This window comes from Pedobacter sandarakinus (assembly GCF_026240095.1).
GTDB classification, from domain to species: domain Bacteria; phylum Bacteroidota; class Bacteroidia; order Sphingobacteriales; family Sphingobacteriaceae; genus Pedobacter; species Pedobacter sandarakinus.
In genome coordinates, this window is sequence record NZ_JAPIVG010000003.1 from 529,065 (window position 1) to 545,364 (window position 16,300).

The following is a 16,300-nucleotide window of genomic DNA, read 5'->3' on the forward strand; positions in this document are numbered from 1 at the left end:
CCATTTGGATACTGTAACAAAAAAAAGAGATGGACATTTATGAGCTAATCTCTATCTTGGATGATATTTAAAATATTAATTATCCTAATTAAAACTATTCATGAACAAGGCATTATCGATTTTTATTGGCGTACTAATCAGTACAGGTGCATTTGCCCAAAGCGATCCTAATCTTGGAATTATTCCTGCACCTGTTTCCATCACCAAAGCCAATGGCAGTTTTCTTCTGGATAAAACCACTACATTAATTAACCAAAGTATAGATGGAACGAAAACAGCAGACTTATTAAATGCTTTTATTGTAACTAAGGCAGGTTTCGCATTGCGTGAAAGTAAAGTTGTACAGCCCAACCAAAAAAGTATTTTGCTTACATCGGCAGGCGCAGATCGATTGCCAAGCGAAGGTTATACTATCAAGGTATCGCCTAACCAGATTTTAATTACAGGCAAAGGTGCTGGTTTATTTTACGCGTTGCAGTCGTTCATGCAAATGACTCCAGACCAGGTTGGGAATAAAATTACCATTCCTGCTGTTGTTATAAATGACTATCCACGGTTTTCTTATCGCGGAACAATGTTGGATGTTTCCCGCCATTTCTTTCCAGTTTCATTCATTAAGAAATATCTCGATCAACTGGCTTACTATAAGATTAATACCTTTCATTGGCATTTAACTGACGATCAAGGCTGGAGATTAGCCATTAAGCAATATCCTAATTTAACTGCTGTGGGCTCGAAGCGAAACGGCACTATCATTGGTCACTACCCTGGAGATGGTAATTACCTTAGCGAAGTGAAAGGGTTTTACACTCAGGAAGAAGCTAAGGATATTGTGCGCTATGCGGCCGAGCGGTTTATTACCGTCATCCCCGAGATTGAACTCCCTGGACATGCATCGGCAGCTATTGCAGCTTACCCAAAGCTGAGTTGTTTTCCAGATAGAGATACCTTTATCAGTGATAAAACAGCATGGTCTGGCAGCCGAAAAGGCAAGCAGGTACAGCAAACCTGGGGTGTTTTTGATGACATCTTTGTTCCTTCTGCAGAAACTTTTACCATGTTGAACAATATTCTGGATGAAGTGATAGCTATTTTTCCTTCTAAATATATCCATATCGGCGGTGATGAAGCGCCAAAAACCTATTGGAAGGAATCTCCATTTTGCCAGGCATTAATGAAAGAAAAAGGCTTAAAAGATGAACATGAGCTACAAAGTTATTTTATTCAAACTATAGAGAAACATGTAAATAGCAAGGGCCGTTCTATTATTGGCTGGGATGAAATTTTAGAAGGGGGTTTGGCGCCAAACGCAACAGTTATGAGTTGGCGTGGAGAAGACGGTGGAATTGCTGCTGCACAGCAAAACCATGATGTGATCATGACTCCTGGCTCAATGGGATTATACATCGACCACAAACAATCTACCTCACCAGATGAGCCCGTAACAATTGGTGGACTAGCGCCTTATCAGAAAATATATGCTTACGACCCGGTTCCGAAAGTGCTAACGCCTTCGCAACAGAAGTACATTAAGGGGGTACAGGCAAACTTATGGACTGAGTATATCAAAACGCCAGAAAAAGCAGAGAACCATGCCTTTCCAAGGCTGTTGGCACTATCGGAAATTGCATGGTCGCCGGTAGACCGTAAGAATTTGCAAAATTTTACCGAAGTGCGGCTACCCGTGCATCTCGCCCGGTTAGATCGAATGAATATTAACTTTTGGGTACCCACACCAATTGGCCAAAGTGATAAGCCCTTGACTGGTGGGTCATTTAAACTTGAAATGAAAGTGCCTGTAAAAAATGGGCGCATTTACTATTCATTAGATGGTTCACGTCCATCGGAGAATGCTTTTTTATACACTTCGCCTATCGAAGTGACAGTTCCACAAGGAGAGAAACGATTATTAAAAACCATTGTCATTGCACCCAGTGGCAGAAGGAGTGTTACTACCGAAACCATCCTAAATAATGGAGCACCAGAAATAAATTCAAATACTAAGAAGTAAAAAATACTTTTTTTAAATCCTTGAAATCGTTAATTTGGGGCAACCAAAAATTCCTCAATTAAAGATGAAACCAAAGAAAATTAACATTCAGCATCTTTTGCTTTTGGCAGGGATGCTGTTTTGTTTAGCCTGTACCGAAGAGCAAACACAAGCAGTTAAAGAAACCATTCCGCAGGTAGCCAAAAGCCCCTTTAAATTTTATAAAGATTTAGAAGTAAGACCCGGGCTAAACTTCGAAGTATTAAGTTGGGGGAAGGGTGTAGATTCTATTGGTGCCTACCAGATTTTAATGTCTGATTCTAGCAGAAAGAGTTACAAATCAAACGCAGTTGCCCGGAATGGTGTAATTGGTGATGCCTGGAACATGGATCTCGATAATGATGGTAATCCCGAAATTTATGTTCAACTTGAAACGAATAGCATGTTAGACTTGAATGTTTTCGAATACGTGGGTAATGGTTTCAACAAAATTAATTTTCCGTCATTAAGTCCTCAACAAAAGAAATTATTTAAGGGCAACGACCGGTTCTATCTTAAGAATGGAGATCTGTTCAGGTCGTTTAATGCGCAGGAAAAAGCCGATTCTACTAAACAAACAACTAAAGTTTACCAGTATAAGTTAGCGGGAAATAGTTTTTCATCCAGCGAGGTAGAAAAATAATAATTTAATTAGGAATAAGATATCCGATCCCCACGTGCTTTGACCCAAATACCCTAAACCATACATGCAAGATCACCACAAATTTTCATTAGCAAAACGTATCAGGGCTTTTGTGTATGCTTTCAACGGATTAAACCTTTTTTTTAAGCATGAACATAGTGCCCGCGTCCATGCATTTGCAGCGTTATCTGCAATAGGTATGGCATGGTACTTTCAATTGTCTAAAATGGAATGGTTGGCAGTTCTTTTTGCCATTGCGTTGGTATTGGTTTCGGAAATATTGAACACAGCCATTGAGAAACTTGCCGATGTAGTATCTCCCGTTTATCACCCGAAAATTAAAATTGTAAAAGACTTAGCTGCTGCAGCTGTACTTTTGGCGGCGTTATTTTCGGTTTGCGTAGCGGCAATTATTTTCCTGCCTAAATTACTCAGCCGATTTGGCTAAACTCGCCGCTTTCGATTCAGCAGTTTTATCAATAATTATCTGATCCCAGCGTGCCTGCATTTTGTGGTTACTGCCATGCTCCGTTTCTTCATCGTAATTTCGTTGCATAGTATCAAAGTAATCACTTATTTCATTCGCCAACTGCGATATTTGCGCTTTGTAATCCCGCACCGAATAGGTTCTATTTTTCAATACCCTTTCCGCTTCTAAAAGTAAAATGTGGTGAATGTTAACGTGGCCCTGCTCATGGTGCAGTAAGTCTGCATTCACCTGCGGATCTTTAATTTTATCCCACTTTACCCAAGAGCGATTTCTGTCTACGCTAGTTTCATTCTTAAGCTTAATGGTAATTCGGTTTCGATAAAGAGAAGATGAATAGCTGTATTTCCAGGTAAGAGCCGTTAGTGCAAAAAATGGTGATGCATTATTTGGTTTACCTTTAAAATCTGCTTCCCAATTCAGTTGTATAGGGGCAGCTACCTCTTGCTTAAAGCTAAAAGTTAAAGGCAAAATGATGACCAGCAATATGGCTAAAATTGATTTCTTCATGTGTTATTTTTCTAATGAAAAAACCGTGCCTAAAATTATGCTGGGTTAGAAATTTGAATACTGATGCGCTCAAATTTCTCAATTAATAAAGAAATACGCTCTTTTTCTCTTCTGATCACAGCTTTCCGTAAAATGGTTGAGCAAAACAAAATCCATAAAAAAGTGAAGCCTACGGCAATAATTTGCCCTGGAAGGCTAAAGTAAGATAGGATTTCTATGAAATAGAAAATGATCCCCAACGATAGCGCAATGGTGTAAAACCAGTATAACGAATGGTAGAGTTTATATCTGTTTAGTTGGTAGATCTTCAAATTGTTCAGGTACTCTTTAGGATGGATCGTGTAATCATTCTTCGAGATGAGTTTATGATCTCGATATAAAATTACTGTGTACACACCTATAGCCATCATGGTGATGCTAATCCCAACATGGGTTGTCCATGAATCGAAATGCAGGAACACCCATACCATAGCAATGGCAATAAATGATGCAAGCATACCCAGAATGTTCAAAGCAGATTTAAGCTTTAATCCATTTACCTCTTTCTTAGCCTGTTGTAGCATATCATCAGCAGAAAATTTAAGTTCTACATCGTGCTTTTGCCACAACTCCTGTATTTGATCAAATGCTTGCATACTGGTTATATAATTCTGTTAATTTTTGTTTAATGCGATGAATTTTTACCCTTAAATTTCCCTCGCTAATGCCCGATATATCTGCAATTTCATGGTATGGCAACTCATCAAGTACCATAGTAATAATCAAACGATCGTTTTCCTCAAGTTTAGAAATGCACTTGTAAAGCAATGCAACCTGCTCATTTTTTTCAGAAAACTCTTCTATCTTATTTTCAATTATATTTTCTGTTAGTTCATCTTTGGCTTGCCTCTTTTCAGACCGTAAATAAGTTAGGCAGGTGTTTACAGCAATACGATAAATCCAAGTAGAGATGAGCGATTTGTTTCTAAACTTATCTAAGTTCTGCCAAACCTTTAAAAAGGTCTCTTGGAGAAGGTCGTTCGCCGAATCAGTATCGCCAGTATAACCATAGCATAAATGGAATATTTTTTTGGAATTCGAATCGAAGATTTCTTTAAATAGCTTGTCTTTTTGTTCCATTTATGAGGCTGTAGTTACATTTTAGATTGGTACCACCAGGTTTTGTTACAGCGAAATTATAAATTAAATCAATTTCAGAGGGGTGTAAAAATCAAAATTTGTTACACGAAGTAAATATCGTAGTTTTACCAAATTAATAAAGCCACCAACTTTTTTATTCATGAAGAAAAACAAACTCACACTTTTCATTTTCATTGCACTTATCGCTGGTATTGTATTGGGTTACATTTTGAACGTTAACACGATCAATGTATACAATCAAAATATTTTAAATGCCGATGCAAAAGTAAAAAACCTGGAAGTAAGTATTGCAAAAAGTACCGATACCACTACTGCAGCTTTTACCCAGCTAAAAGCAGATAAGAAAGCTACGGCAAAAATCAAAAAGGAAAATGAAGACGTACGCGAGCAAAAGCTGGAATATTTTACGCTTTTAAGCGATATTTTCTTGCGTTTAATTAAGATGATTGTAGCACCACTGGTGTTTACAACCCTGGTTGTAGGGGTAGCCAAAGTTGGCGATATTAAAGCAGTAGGCCGAATAGGGGGCAAAACGCTTGGCTGGTTTGTGGCCATGTCGTTAATGTCGCTTGTGTTAGGTGCTATTTTAGTTAACTTATTTGAGCCAGGTAAGCACATGCAACTAACCTTGCCCGATCAATTAATGAATACTGGGATTCAAAAAACGGCTATGAGTGTTAAGGATTTTATTGCCCACGTTTTCCCGAAAAGTATTGCCGAGTCTATGGCAACTAACGAAATTCTACAAATTGTGGTGTTTTCACTATTTTTTGGTGTAGCCACAGCAGCCATTGGCGATCTCGGTCAGGTTGTAATTAAAGCTTTTGATGCCATTGCGCATGTGATTTTGAAGATGACAGGTTATGTGATGAATTTTGCTCCTTTGGCTGTTTTTGGGGCGATGACAGCTATTGTAGCCAAACAAGGCCTCAATGTGCTTAGCACTTATGCCATTTTTATTGGAGAATTTTATTTTGGTTTAGCCATCCTATGGGCCATTTTAATTTTCCTGGGTTTCTTAATCCTAAAGAAACGGGTTTTCAAACTCGTTAACGATATGAAGGAACCTGCTATTTTAGCCTTTAGTACCGCAAGTAGCGAAGCTGCCTATCCGAAAACTATGATGCTTTTAGAGCGTTTTGGTTGTAAAGATAAAATTGTAAGTTTCGTGTTGCCTCTGGGTTACTCTTTTAACCTCGATGGTTCGATGATGTATATGACCTTTGCCTCGCTTTTTATTGCCCAGGCCTATGGCATTCACCTTGGTTTTGAGCAACAGATTTCCATGTTGTTAATTTTAATGCTAACCAGTAAAGGAATTGCCGGTGTGCCAAGAGCATCGCTGGTTGTTATTGCAGGCACTATTGCTAGCTTTAATATCCCGGAAGCGGGTTTGGCTTTGCTTATCGGTATCGATCCATTGTTAGATATGGGCCGCTCGGCTACCAATGTAGTGGGCAATAGCATTGCTACTGCCGTGGTAAGCAAGTGGGAAGGCGAATTAAAAGAGGGTTAGGCCGTGTGCAAATTCAATTAAATGATTTTAGTGTGTTGGTATCGTCGGTAAAATTTATCAGCTTTGCAGCATTAAAAAGTACATCAGCCATCATTCAATTATAATTTAAGGAACAGTGTCTAGCAGAGGAAAGAAAATATTTTTAGCCATTACCATCATCGTGCCGATGATTATTTATTGTTACATCTATTACAAGCCCATTATCCAGAATGCGCCATTTCGTAAAGATGATTTTGTGTCAATGCAATTTAGCTACGGGCTAAAAGACTCGTTAGAAAATCACTACGATTCCAAAACAGGTGTATACCAGTATATTAACAATAAAGATGAAGAGGTAAGCAAGAAATTTTTTCTTAAAAGCGATGAGGTGCTTTACATGCATAGAAAAGCCAACGAAATTGGTTTGTGGAACTTTCCTGATACCATTGGCAGGAAAAGCGATAAATCTAGAATGGTACCGCGATATGATATCAAATTTAACTATAAGGAAAAATCTAAGCACGTGGTAATATATGGCGATTTTGATGGGAACCCCAAATTATTGGACGCTGCCGTACAAATGCGCAAAGTAATACAGGAAACATTAACGCAAGCAGAACGACGAGCGGATAAATAACCGGCCCTATATTGCTTATGTTCTAAAAGACTTAAACATCGCAAAAAACCATACGATGTTTAAGTCTTTTATTGTTTAGGAAATTTGCAAAATCAGAGACTATTTTTTGATTTGGAAAGTAACACCGCTGTTGCTTGGCGGGCTGTAGCCCCGCTTTTCGTTATAAGCACCGCTGAAAAGCGGAGGCTTTCACTGCAATCGGGTTTAGGTACAAGGGTTTGCTTTAAAACGTAGTATCTATTTCGCTGTTGCCTGAATGTTTGATATAGCAGCCCGCGTAGTTAAACCTGATGGAAATGGAAAGCCCGCATCCCAATTTTTTTCAACGGGAGCGGACTTGCAATTGACAGCAGGGCAGCACTTAGCCAAGGCTTACAGGCCTTGCTTTCCAAAAAATTATAATTGAGGTTTAGCTATTTCTATCCATAGTGTTTCAGGATCAAGTCGGCATATTAAATTTGGAAAAATATTTTTGTTATGTGTTTGTGTGTTAATTGAATTTGTTCTATATTTGCACCTCGTTAAATAAAAATTAAAAAACTAATATTTAAACAATGTACGCAATAGTAAATATAGCAGGGCAGCAATTTAAAGTTGCTAAAGACCAGCACCTTTTTGTACACAGATTGCAAGGAGATGAAGGCGCTAGTATTGAATTTGATAATGTATTGTTGGTTGATAATGGTGGTGCAATTACTGTAGGTGCTCCTGCGGTTAGTGGTGCTAAAGTTTCGGCTAAGATCGTATCTCATTTAAAAGGTGATAAAGTAATCGTTTTCCACAAGAAACGTAGAAAAGGTTATAAAAAGAAAAATGGTCACCGCCAGTTTTTCACTAAGATTCAGATCTCTGATATCACGTTATAATTAATTGTTAACCCAATAATTCGCTTTTAGCGAGTTACAAAATATAAAATCATGGCACACAAAAAAGGAGCCGGTAGTTCGAAAAACGGACGTGAATCGCATAGTAAGCGTTTAGGTATTAAAATTTTCGGTGGTCAATTAGCTATCGCTGGTAACATTTTGGTACGCCAACGTGGTACAAAACACCACCCAGATAAAGGTGTTGGTATTGGTAAAGATCATACTTTATTTGCTTTAGTAGATGGAACAGTGGTTTTTAAGAAGAAACAAGATAACAAATCTTATGTGTCTATTCTTCCTATTACCGATGCTGAAATCGAAGCTGCGGTAGCGAAGAAACCAGTTGCTGAAGCAGAAGCTGTAGCAGAGGTTCCTGTAAAAAAAGCACCTGCTAAAAAAGCTAAAAAAGACGAAGCTACTGAAGAGGCTGCAGTTGCAGAATAATCAGTATTAATCGATATTTGAAAAAATCCTGATGAAATCAGGATTTTTTTTTGCCTTTTATTTTCTTATAAAATTAAAAAACCGATTGATTAATCGGTTGGAGCCTTTGAGAAAGCTGTTTTTAGTTTGTATAAGAATTTTAATATTCCCTTCCCATGAGCTGCGTGGTGAGCGTTAAAAGATCCGCTTTGCGTTCTTCGCTAACACTAATCTGGGCAAACTCCTTAAGGGCCTGATCCCTAAAACTGTACATGGCATCTTGAGCCAATGCTTTAATATTCAAGTTATCGTAAATAGATCTTACACCGTTTACCTTCTCGCTACTGTCGAAGCTTTTGCTTTCTATCCAATTTATTAACTGCTCTTTCTGCCCATTTTTTGCCACTTCCAATGCTTTGAGAAGCAAAAAGGTTTTCTTATTTGCAATAATGTCTCCGCCAACTTGTTTACCGAACTTCTCCGGGTCTGCGTACACATCCAGGATATCGTCTTGAAGCTGAAAAGCAATACCAATATTTACCCCAAATTTATAAATCAGGTCTGCATCTGCCTCGGTTGCATTGGCAATAATGGCACCTAACTTTAAGGCACCACCCAGCAATACCGCCGTTTTTAGCCTGATCATGTTAATGTATTCCTCAATACTTACATCATCTCGGCTTTCAAACTCCATATCCAACTGCTGGCCTTCGCAAACTCCCTGAGCCGTAGCATTAAAAGTATCTAAAACGGCTTTAAGGAATGATGGGTTTACCTGTGCCAGGTTCTTGTTTGCTTCCACCATCATTACATCACCGCTTAAAATGGCTATATTGGTACTCCATTTTTCGTGTACGGTAGCTTTTCCTCTTCTAAGCGGCGCATTATCCATAATATCATCATGCACCAGCGTAAAGTTATGGAAAACCTCTATCGCCATTGCAGCATGTACCGACTCACCAGCATCTTCGCCAAATAATTCGGTAGCCATCAGCACCAGGAGGGGTCTAATCCGCTTACCGCCAAGGTTAATAATGTATGTAATGGGATCGTATAATTGCTGTGGGTGAGTTGGAAACTTTAAGTTCTGAATTGCTGTATCTAAAAGTTGTTGTAGTTGTTCTGTTGTATGCATGTGTTGCGTAAGGTGGTGCCCACTAAGAGTACCAAGTTCTTAATTATTCAGGAATGAGTGTGAAATCGATTTGACGTTTAGAAAGATCTACTTTTTTAACTCGAATCATTACTTCATCACCCAGTTGATATTTCTTCTTCTTTCTTTGACCAACAATACAGTAATTTTTTTCATCAAGTACATAGAAATCATCAGCTATATCACGCAAGCGAATCATTCCTTCGCATTTGTTTTCTTCAATCTCTACATACATTCCCCATTCAGTAACGCCAGATATAACCCCTTTATATGCTGTACCGATATTGTCTTCCAGATATTCTGCTTGTTTATATTTTATGGAAGCCCGTTCTGCATCGGCAGCACGTTTCTCCATGGCCGAAGAATGTACGCAAGCCACTTCATAAAATTCTAAATCTGCCGATTTACCACCATCTAAATAGGTTTGCAGAAGTCGGTGTGCCATTACATCGGGGTAACGACGGATAGGAGAGGTAAAGTGTGTATAATATTCAAAGGCCAGGCCATAATGGCTTGTCTTTTTAGTCGAATAAATGGCTTTTGCCATCGATCTTATTGCCAATGAAGTTAAAATATTTTGCTCTTTCTTACCTTCTACATCGGCCATTAAATGATTTAAGGATTTTGCTATTTCCTTATCTGATTTAGTATTGATTTTATACCCGAATCGAGATGCGAAGGTGGCGAAAGTGTTTAATGTTTCCATATTTGGCGAATCATGTACCCGGTAAACAAAAGTAAGTTTGTCTTTGCCTTTTGTTTTCTTAGCGATAAACTCTGCTACTTTACGGTTGGCTAATAGCATGTAATCTTCGATCAGTTTATGTGCATCCTTGCGTTCTTTAACATAAACGCCAATGGGTTTGCCAGATTCATCAAGTTTAAATTTAACCTCTGTGCTTTCGAAACTAATTGCGCCATTTTTAAATTTCCGATCTCGCAGAATGTAAGCCAGCTCATTAAGTTTTAGCAGTTCGGTGGCATAATCGCCAGCTTTTGCTTCGAGTACTTCCTGCGCTTCTTCATAGCTGAATCGTCGGTCTGAATGTATTACGGTACGTCCGTACCACTCTGCCTGGATATTTGCCTGCGCATCGAGTTCAAACACAGCAGCGAAACAAAGTTTGTCTTCATGAGCTCGTAAAGAGCAGACGCCATTACTTAGACGTTCAGGCAGCATAGGGATTACCCGATCTACGAGATAAACCGATGTTGCCCGGCTGTATGCTTCTTTGTCTAATTCTGTTCCCTGGATTACGTAATGTGAAACATCGGCAATGTGTACGCCAATTTCGTAATTACCGTTGGGTAATTCTTGGTAAGAAATGGCATCGTCAAAATCTTTGGCATCCGCCGGGTCGATGGTAAACGTAAGCACTTTTCTAAAGTCCTTACGTTTGGCTATTTCTGCCGCCGGAATTTCTTCAGGAATAGCATTGGCTTCTTTCTCCACCTGTGATGGAAATTCTAATGGAAAGCCATACTGTGCCAGGATAGCATTCATTTCTGTATTATTCTCACCCTGGTTTCCGAGCACATGTTTTACCACGCCAATTGGGTTTTTTGCGCTTTCGGGCCAATCAGACAGGGTAACTAACACCCGTTGCCCATTTTTGGCATCGTGGGTATCTGCCAGAGGCACAAAAATATCGTGCATCATCTTTTTATCGTCTGCAATTACAAACGCAAAGCGATCTGAAATTTTAATAACGCCTGTAAAGTCAGATTTTGCACGCTTGATAATTTCTACTACTTCTCCATCGTTTTTACGGCCACTTTTTTTTGCAAATACATAAGCCTTTACCGTATCTCCGTGCAGTGCATTTTTTAGTTTACGTGGTGCAACAAATACATCTTTTTCAAACTCATCTTCAGGTACGATGTAGGCAGAGCCATCAGCGGTCATATCTACGGTACCAATAATAAAGTTTTGAAGTTCTTTCAGTCGGAACTTTCCCTTCTCAGGTTCCACAAAAATCCCGGTGCCCTTTCCTTCTTTTAAAATCTCCAAAATGGTTTCCCGGGATTCCTGATCGTTTAAGTTTAGTTTTGCAGAAACTTGCTTATAATTTAGTACCTGATTATTGTTTTTCTCAAAAATATCACTAACCAACTGATTTAGAACCAATTTTATATTTGTCGATTTCTTCTTTGCCATACGCTAAAACTGAATTTACCGAAGATACAGAAAAGATGTAAAGGATGGAAGCAAGCAAGTTTAAATGTACATTTAGATGAGACACCTGCACGTAGGAACTGATACTAAACCTTAATTAAATGCAGCCGGATTTAGTGATTATTGCTAAAGGAAGAGCAAGTTTTTATCTGTTCCCAGGAATAGCGTCGATTAATTTTCGGGTGTATGATGCCTGAGGTTGGTCGAAAATCTGGTCGGGATAACCTTCTTCTTCTATCTTACCTTTATTCATAACCAATATCCGATCTGATATATGTTTAACAACTGCTAGATCGTGTGAAATAAAGATGTAGGTTAATCCAAATTCAATTTGTAAATCCCTAATCAGATTTAATACCTGAGCCTGTACAGACACATCCAATGCAGAAACAGATTCATCACAAATGATAAATTTTGGTTCTAAAGCCAAAGCCCTGGCTATAACAACACGTTGGCGTTGTCCGCCGCTGAACTCATGTGGATAACGATTAAAATGTTCGGCTTTTAAACCCACTTTAACCAATAGTTCTAGCACTTTCTGCCTCCTGATTTGGTCACTTTCGTGAAGTTGATGCACGTACAGCGGCTCCAAAATGGACTGCCCGATGCTTAATTTGGGATTTAATGAAGCATAGGGATCTTGAAAAATGATCTGCATATCTTTTCTCAGCTTTCGCAAATCGCCCTTGGGCATATTGGTAATGTCTTTCCCCCGAAAAATTATGCGGCCAGAGGTAGGCTGTATGAGTCTTAAGATGGTTCTGCCCAAAGTGGTTTTACCACATCCCGATTCGCCAACCAAACCTAAAGTCTCACCTGGGTAAACTTTAAAATTGATGTGATCAACAGCTTTTACATAATCAGTTGCTTTGCCGAACAACCCGGTCTTTATCGGGTACCAGGTGCATAAATCTTCTACCTGCAACAGTGGCTGCTGTTGGTAAAGTCTTGCCCTACGCATATTTATTTCCTGCGTGGTAATCTGGTTATTTGCTGCTAAATGTGCCTGCGCATCATCACTTTCGCCAGTTAAGAAATCGGCCACTACCGGAAGCTTTTTAAGCTGCAACTTTGGTGAAGGCCTACAGGCGAGAAGGCCTTTGGTGTAAGGATGTTGCGGATCTGTAAAGATCATACTTGCAGGGCCTTGCTCTACAATTTCTCCCTGATACATTACAGCAACTTCATCGGCAATCTCATTTACCACAGCCAAGTCATGAGAGATGAAAATCATAGCCATGTTTCGTTCTGTCTTAAGCTTTAAGAGCAATTCCAATATTGTTTTTTGAACGGTAACATCGAGTGCTGTAGTTGGTTCGTCTGCAATTAAAAGCTCTGGATTGCAACTGAGCGCCATGGCAATCATTACCCTCTGTTTTTGTCCCCCAGATATTTGATGAGGATAGCTATCAAAAATTTTTTCAGGTCGTGGGAGCTGTACCTCCTCAAAAAGCGAAATTGTTCGTGCCTTAGCAGTAGTTTTATCAACCTTTTGATGCAGTATGATGGCCTCGGCAACCTGTTCGCCACAGGTAAAAACCGGATTTAAGGAGGTCATCGGTTCCTGAAAAATCATGGCAATCTGATTTCCCCTAATTTGACGCACTTCCTGCGTGGAGAGATTTAAAAGGCTTACCTCGTTAAAATCAACACGACCGCCAATTTTTGTCGATCGCTCATCGTGCAGACGCATGATGGAAAATGAGGTCACCGATTTTCCCGATCCCGATTCTCCGACAATACCCAAAACTGTTCCCTTTTTAACCGCAAAACTAATAGATTTTACAGCTTTAAACCAGGTCTTATCTTCTTGATTATAAAAATCGATATTTAAATTCTCTACGTTTAGCATCAGGTTACAATGGTAACATTTTCTGGGGAAATTATTTCCATTCCTTTTAATTTTAATAAAACCTGGGCAGTGGTAACTACATCTTTCTGGCAGTAAGTAACAATCCTTTCTAAATTATTGGCTTCATAGTATACCTGTCGTACCTGACTTCCGTCTATATCGTCTTTCGGGGTAGGGATATTTAAAATTGTTGCAAGTAAATTTAAGGAAGTATAATGCTTATAATCGCCGAATTTCCACATTTCCATGGTATCGAGATGGTTAATTTCCCAAGGCTTTTTGCCAGACACATCTAGCTGTTGCGGAATCTCCAAGCCATTAACCAGTAGTCTTCTACAGATATATGGATAATCGAATTCTTTACCGTTGTGGGCACAAAACTTTAAAGACGGTAATTGTTTTTTTATTAAGTTGGAGAACTGGGTTAGAATGGTTCGCTCATCGTGTCCTGAAAATGATTTTAATCGGAGCGACCAAGCCTTTTTCTGGTAGGTGAAGATACCCAGGCTAATGCAGATGATCTTTCCGAATTCAGCCAAAATTCCGGCCCGTTCGTAAAAAACATCTGGCGTTTGATCTTGATTTCTCTGGTGCTGGGTTTTTTCATCCCAAAGTTGCTGCAAGTGTGGTGGAAGATCAGCAAATGACGGATATTGCGGTACTGTTTCAATATCCAGTACTACTACCTGACTAAGATCGAGCGACTTTAACATCAAACAAGATAATAAAATTATATTCTGTACGCAAGATGGCCTTGCAAATGGCTATACATTTGTTAACTTAGGGGATGGGAATAACTAAATTTGAGCAATCTCTAGCTGATGGCGAACACAGCAAATTAATGGCACTTCAAGGCAGCTGGAAAGGTATCACCAAAACCTGGTTTGAGAAAGATGTATTGGTAGATGAGGCACCGATGCAAGCAACAATTACCGCTATTTTAGGTAATCGATTCATTTCATGCGATTATTCAGGATCATTGGAAGGAAAGCCTTTCGAAGGTAAAATGATAATCGGTTATGATATCCCTTATCAGCAATATACCTTTACCTGGATGGATAGTTTCCACATGGGCACCCAAATAATGCAGGCCAAAGGAGATGCCACCGCAAATGGCTTTTCTATCATGGGTTCTTATGGCAACCCAGAATGGGGCGATCAGCTTTTTGGTTGGCGTACCGAGCTAAAAATTGTTAGTGGGAATGAATTTGTTTTAACCGCTTACAACGTGATGCCTGGCGAAGAGGAAGCAAAAGCTACTGAAACGGTCTACAAACGGGCATAGTAAGCCAATCCAAAAGCCTAATGGATTGATGGATGCGGCGTACTACCATTCGCCATTACAGGCACTGTAAGTTCAGTGCCAATTGTGTCGTTTAGTTTTTGTATGAAGTAAGCAGACAGGAGTGGAGATGCTAGTTCTATATTCTGGTGAATAAAAAAATACAGTTTTTGGAGCCCCTGTTTCTTCCACATTGCAATTCTTTCTACCCATTCGTCCAGGCGTGTATAATCGCTCTCGTGATTTGCACCCACATAACGCACAAATGCTGTTGGCGTAGTCAGTCGCATATGCAGCATATCTCTACGGCCAGCAGTATCTACAATAATATTGGTCATCCCGTGTTCTTCAAATAACGATGAGAACTGCGCTGCGATATCAGGATTAGAGAACCATTCCCCGTTTCTAACCTCAACCGCCAGAGGTATTACCTTCGGAAACTCTTCAATTACAGTTTTTAAACGTTCGAAATCCTTTGGTTTAAAATTATCATGTAGCTGAAGAAAAGCCATTCCCAGCTTGTCTTCAAAATTGCTTATCGCATCACAATATGCCTCTACCGGTTCCTTCACATTAATTAATCGCTTAAAATGGCTTATCGAATTGGTAAGTTTTGGGAAGAATTTAAAGTTTGCTGGTGTTTTTTGTGTCCATGTAATAACCTGCTCGCTGCTTGGCATTCCATAAAATGTTGCATTCAACTCTATTGAATTAAACTGAGTTGAATAATAGGTCAACTCATCTTTTGTCCCTTTGGGATAAAAGCCTTTTAAATCTGCCTTATTCCATTTGGCACAACCAACATAAGCCTCGAATTTCCGTTTTGGCTTATTCGCAGCCAGGATTGCCTGGGTTTCTGCAGCATCAGCAGGAAGTTTAAAATCTATAATCGATGGGTCGTCTACTTTACCGAATTGCATGTTTAGTTTTTAATAAATAGTTGCAATATTAATTTCTTTATTGGTATCCAAAAGTATGTCTATACTGGAATTAATTTCGAGTTTTAACTTTTCCCATAAAGCATGATTGGTGCAATTTCCAATTTTAAGTAAGATAAGTTTTGGTGTTGCTCCATACCATTTGATGAGTTCCTCAAAGTCGCGTTCTTTTGATAATATAATTACGTTACCATAAATTTGAGCCATCTTAAATATGGTCAAATCATCCGCATAGTGAAGATTTAAGGTGAATGAGGATTTTGTCTTTAAGTCGGTAAATTCTGTAATCCATTTTGCAATAATAGGGGAGATATTGGTATCTGTCCAAATTTCCCAATTATTCATGCACTATATCCTCGTCAACCTTTAATGCACTAAATAGCAAGGCAGCTTTGATATCATCCTTTTCAAGAATGGGATGCTCCTCGAAGATTTGTGTAGCACTCATACCGCTAGCTAATAGTTCAAGTATATCAGATACGGGAAAACGCAACCCTCGGATAGTTGGCCTTCCTCCCATTAAACCATCAGTGGCCGTAATGCGATCGAATAATTTTACTTGCTCTTGTCCCATAATCAAATATAACAAAAAACAATATAATCTGATTGTTATATATCATCATAAAAAAAGCGCCAGGTAAATACTCAGCGCTCTTTCTAAAATATGTT

At 39.1% G+C, this 16,300-nt stretch carries 18 protein-coding genes; 8 read left to right on the plus strand and 10 right to left on the minus strand.

Annotated features, from left to right (window positions below):
* Positions 1-100 precede the first annotated feature (100 nt).
* The 3 genes from OQ268_RS10880 to OQ268_RS10890 all read left to right on the plus strand — a co-directional run bounded on the left by OQ268_RS10880 (position 101) and on the right by OQ268_RS10890 (position 3,120).
* A complete protein-coding gene (locus OQ268_RS10880) occupies positions 101-2,011 on the plus strand; it encodes a beta-N-acetylhexosaminidase (protein WP_265856154.1) in 1,911 nt (636 codons plus the stop codon).
* Between the two features lie 64 nt (positions 2,012-2,075).
* Positions 2,076-2,672: a hypothetical protein gene (locus tag OQ268_RS10885; protein WP_265856155.1), complete on the plus strand. Its 597-nt coding sequence runs from the start codon at positions 2,076-2,078 to the stop codon at positions 2,670-2,672.
* A 64-nt stretch (positions 2,673-2,736) separates the two neighbouring features.
* Complete coding sequence (locus OQ268_RS10890) at positions 2,737-3,120, plus strand: diacylglycerol kinase family protein (RefSeq protein WP_265856156.1); 384 nt, start codon at positions 2,737-2,739, stop codon at positions 3,118-3,120.
* Here OQ268_RS10890 and OQ268_RS10895 read toward each other — a convergent pair.
* Genes OQ268_RS10895 through OQ268_RS10905 form a run of 3 tightly spaced genes read right to left on the minus strand, consistent with a single transcriptional unit; the run spans position 3,100 to position 4,788 of the window.
* Positions 3,100-3,669: a DUF922 domain-containing protein gene (locus OQ268_RS10895; protein ID WP_265856157.1), complete on the minus strand. Its 570-nt coding sequence runs from the start codon at positions 3,667-3,669 to the stop codon at positions 3,100-3,102. The two genes, OQ268_RS10890 and OQ268_RS10895, sit on opposite strands and share 21 nt — an antisense overlap.
* Positions 3,670-3,704: 35 nt before the next feature.
* A complete protein-coding gene (locus OQ268_RS10900) occupies positions 3,705-4,304 on the minus strand; it encodes a hypothetical protein (RefSeq protein WP_265856158.1) in 600 nt (199 codons plus the stop codon).
* Complete coding sequence (locus OQ268_RS10905) at positions 4,291-4,788, minus strand: RNA polymerase sigma factor (RefSeq protein ID WP_265856159.1); 498 nt, start codon at positions 4,786-4,788, stop codon at positions 4,291-4,293. The genes OQ268_RS10900 and OQ268_RS10905 overlap by 14 nt, the downstream gene beginning before the upstream one ends.
* Before the next feature lie 160 nt (positions 4,789-4,948).
* Between OQ268_RS10905 and OQ268_RS10910 the strand changes: the two genes are divergently transcribed.
* The 4 genes from OQ268_RS10910 (at position 4,949) to rpmA (ending at position 8,251) form a co-directional block, all read left to right on the plus strand.
* Positions 4,949-6,325 carry a dicarboxylate/amino acid:cation symporter gene (locus OQ268_RS10910; protein WP_265856160.1) on the plus strand — a complete coding sequence of 459 codons (1,377 nt, stop codon included), beginning with the start codon at positions 4,949-4,951 and terminating at the stop codon, positions 6,323-6,325.
* Between the two features lie 115 nt (positions 6,326-6,440).
* Complete coding sequence (locus OQ268_RS10915; protein ID WP_265856161.1) at positions 6,441-6,941, plus strand: hypothetical protein; 501 nt, start codon at positions 6,441-6,443, stop codon at positions 6,939-6,941.
* Between the two features lie 554 nt (positions 6,942-7,495).
* Positions 7,496-7,807, plus strand: a complete 312-nt coding sequence (rplU, locus tag OQ268_RS10920) for a 50S ribosomal protein L21 (protein ID WP_265856162.1) — start codon at positions 7,496-7,498, stop codon at positions 7,805-7,807.
* Between the two features lie 51 nt (positions 7,808-7,858).
* Entirely contained in the window at positions 7,859-8,251 is a 393-nt protein-coding gene (gene rpmA / locus OQ268_RS10925; protein ID WP_265856163.1) for a 50S ribosomal protein L27, read from the plus strand.
* Between the two features lie 139 nt (positions 8,252-8,390).
* On the opposite strand, the gene OQ268_RS10930 is transcribed toward rpmA, so the two are convergent.
* The 4 genes from OQ268_RS10930 to OQ268_RS10945 all read right to left on the minus strand — a co-directional run bounded on the left by OQ268_RS10930 (position 8,391) and on the right by OQ268_RS10945 (position 14,124).
* Positions 8,391-9,365: a polyprenyl synthetase family protein gene (locus OQ268_RS10930; protein ID WP_265856164.1), complete on the minus strand. Its 975-nt coding sequence runs from the start codon at positions 9,363-9,365 to the stop codon at positions 8,391-8,393.
* Positions 9,366-9,408: 43 nt separating this feature from the next.
* Positions 9,409-11,541, minus strand: coding sequence for a ribonuclease R (rnr, locus tag OQ268_RS10935; RefSeq protein ID WP_265856165.1), 2,133 nt, complete (start codon positions 11,539-11,541; stop codon positions 9,409-9,411).
* 163 nt (positions 11,542-11,704) lie between these two features.
* Positions 11,705-13,411, minus strand: coding sequence for an ABC transporter ATP-binding protein (locus OQ268_RS10940; protein ID WP_265856166.1), 1,707 nt, complete (start codon positions 13,409-13,411; stop codon positions 11,705-11,707).
* Positions 13,411-14,124, minus strand: a complete 714-nt coding sequence (locus OQ268_RS10945; protein ID WP_265856167.1) for a 3'-5' exonuclease — start codon at positions 14,122-14,124, stop codon at positions 13,411-13,413. Before OQ268_RS10945 ends, OQ268_RS10940 begins: the two co-directional genes overlap by 1 nt.
* Before the next feature lie 74 nt (positions 14,125-14,198).
* Here OQ268_RS10945 and OQ268_RS10950 point away from each other — a divergent pair, with 74 nt between their 5' ends.
* Positions 14,199-14,696, plus strand: a complete 498-nt coding sequence (locus OQ268_RS10950; RefSeq protein ID WP_265856168.1) for a DUF1579 domain-containing protein — start codon at positions 14,199-14,201, stop codon at positions 14,694-14,696.
* Between the two features lie 17 nt (positions 14,697-14,713).
* Here OQ268_RS10950 and OQ268_RS10955 read toward each other — a convergent pair whose 3' ends face one another.
* From OQ268_RS10955 to OQ268_RS10965, 3 genes are read right to left on the minus strand one after another with little or no spacing between them, the layout of a single operon-like run.
* On the minus strand, positions 14,714-15,613 hold the full coding sequence (locus OQ268_RS10955) for a DUF72 domain-containing protein (protein ID WP_265856169.1): 900 nt from the start codon (positions 15,611-15,613) through the stop codon (positions 14,714-14,716).
* Positions 15,614-15,622: 9 nt separating this feature from the next.
* The gene (locus OQ268_RS10960; protein WP_265856170.1) at positions 15,623-15,976 is read right to left on the minus strand and encodes a DUF5615 family PIN-like protein; all 354 of its coding nucleotides are present in this window, start codon (positions 15,974-15,976) and stop codon (positions 15,623-15,625) included.
* A complete protein-coding gene (locus OQ268_RS10965) occupies positions 15,969-16,205 on the minus strand; it encodes a DUF433 domain-containing protein (protein ID WP_265856171.1) in 237 nt (78 codons plus the stop codon). The genes OQ268_RS10960 and OQ268_RS10965 overlap by 8 nt, the downstream gene beginning before the upstream one ends.
* Positions 16,206-16,300: the final 95 nt, after the last annotated feature.

What these genes read in the sequence shown, in the direction of transcription:
- OQ268_RS10930 (WP_265856164.1), bottom strand. Translation starts at nt 9,365, where the DNA reads ATGCATACAACAGAACAACTACAACAACTTTTAGATACAGCAATTCAG.
- OQ268_RS10890 (WP_265856156.1), top strand. Translation starts at nt 2,737, where the DNA reads ATGCAAGATCACCACAAATTTTCATTAGCAAAACGTATCAGGGCTTTT.
- OQ268_RS10950 (WP_265856168.1), top strand. Translation starts at nt 14,199, where the DNA reads ATGGGAATAACTAAATTTGAGCAATCTCTAGCTGATGGCGAACACAGC.
- OQ268_RS10885 (WP_265856155.1), top strand. Translation starts at nt 2,076, where the DNA reads ATGAAACCAAAGAAAATTAACATTCAGCATCTTTTGCTTTTGGCAGGG.
- OQ268_RS10955 (WP_265856169.1), bottom strand. Translation starts at nt 15,613, where the DNA reads ATGCAATTCGGTAAAGTAGACGACCCATCGATTATAGATTTTAAACTT.
- OQ268_RS10960 (WP_265856170.1), bottom strand. Translation starts at nt 15,976, where the DNA reads ATGAATAATTGGGAAATTTGGACAGATACCAATATCTCCCCTATTATT.
- rplU (WP_265856162.1), top strand. Translation starts at nt 7,496, where the DNA reads ATGTACGCAATAGTAAATATAGCAGGGCAGCAATTTAAAGTTGCTAAA.
- OQ268_RS10965 (WP_265856171.1), bottom strand. Translation starts at nt 16,205, where the DNA reads ATGGGACAAGAGCAAGTAAAATTATTCGATCGCATTACGGCCACTGAT.
- OQ268_RS10910 (WP_265856160.1), top strand. Translation starts at nt 4,949, where the DNA reads ATGAAGAAAAACAAACTCACACTTTTCATTTTCATTGCACTTATCGCT.
- OQ268_RS10880 (WP_265856154.1), top strand. Translation starts at nt 101, where the DNA reads ATGAACAAGGCATTATCGATTTTTATTGGCGTACTAATCAGTACAGGT.
- OQ268_RS10900 (WP_265856158.1), bottom strand. Translation starts at nt 4,304, where the DNA reads ATGCAAGCATTTGATCAAATACAGGAGTTGTGGCAAAAGCACGATGTA.
- OQ268_RS10945 (WP_265856167.1), bottom strand. Translation starts at nt 14,124, where the DNA reads ATGTTAAAGTCGCTCGATCTTAGTCAGGTAGTAGTACTGGATATTGAA.
- OQ268_RS10905 (WP_265856159.1), bottom strand. Translation starts at nt 4,788, where the DNA reads ATGGAACAAAAAGACAAGCTATTTAAAGAAATCTTCGATTCGAATTCC.
- rnr (WP_265856165.1), bottom strand. Translation starts at nt 11,541, where the DNA reads ATGGCAAAGAAGAAATCGACAAATATAAAATTGGTTCTAAATCAGTTG.
- OQ268_RS10895 (WP_265856157.1), bottom strand. Translation starts at nt 3,669, where the DNA reads ATGAAGAAATCAATTTTAGCCATATTGCTGGTCATCATTTTGCCTTTA.
- OQ268_RS10940 (WP_265856166.1), bottom strand. Translation starts at nt 13,411, where the DNA reads ATGCTAAACGTAGAGAATTTAAATATCGATTTTTATAATCAAGAAGAT.
- rpmA (WP_265856163.1), top strand. Translation starts at nt 7,859, where the DNA reads ATGGCACACAAAAAAGGAGCCGGTAGTTCGAAAAACGGACGTGAATCG.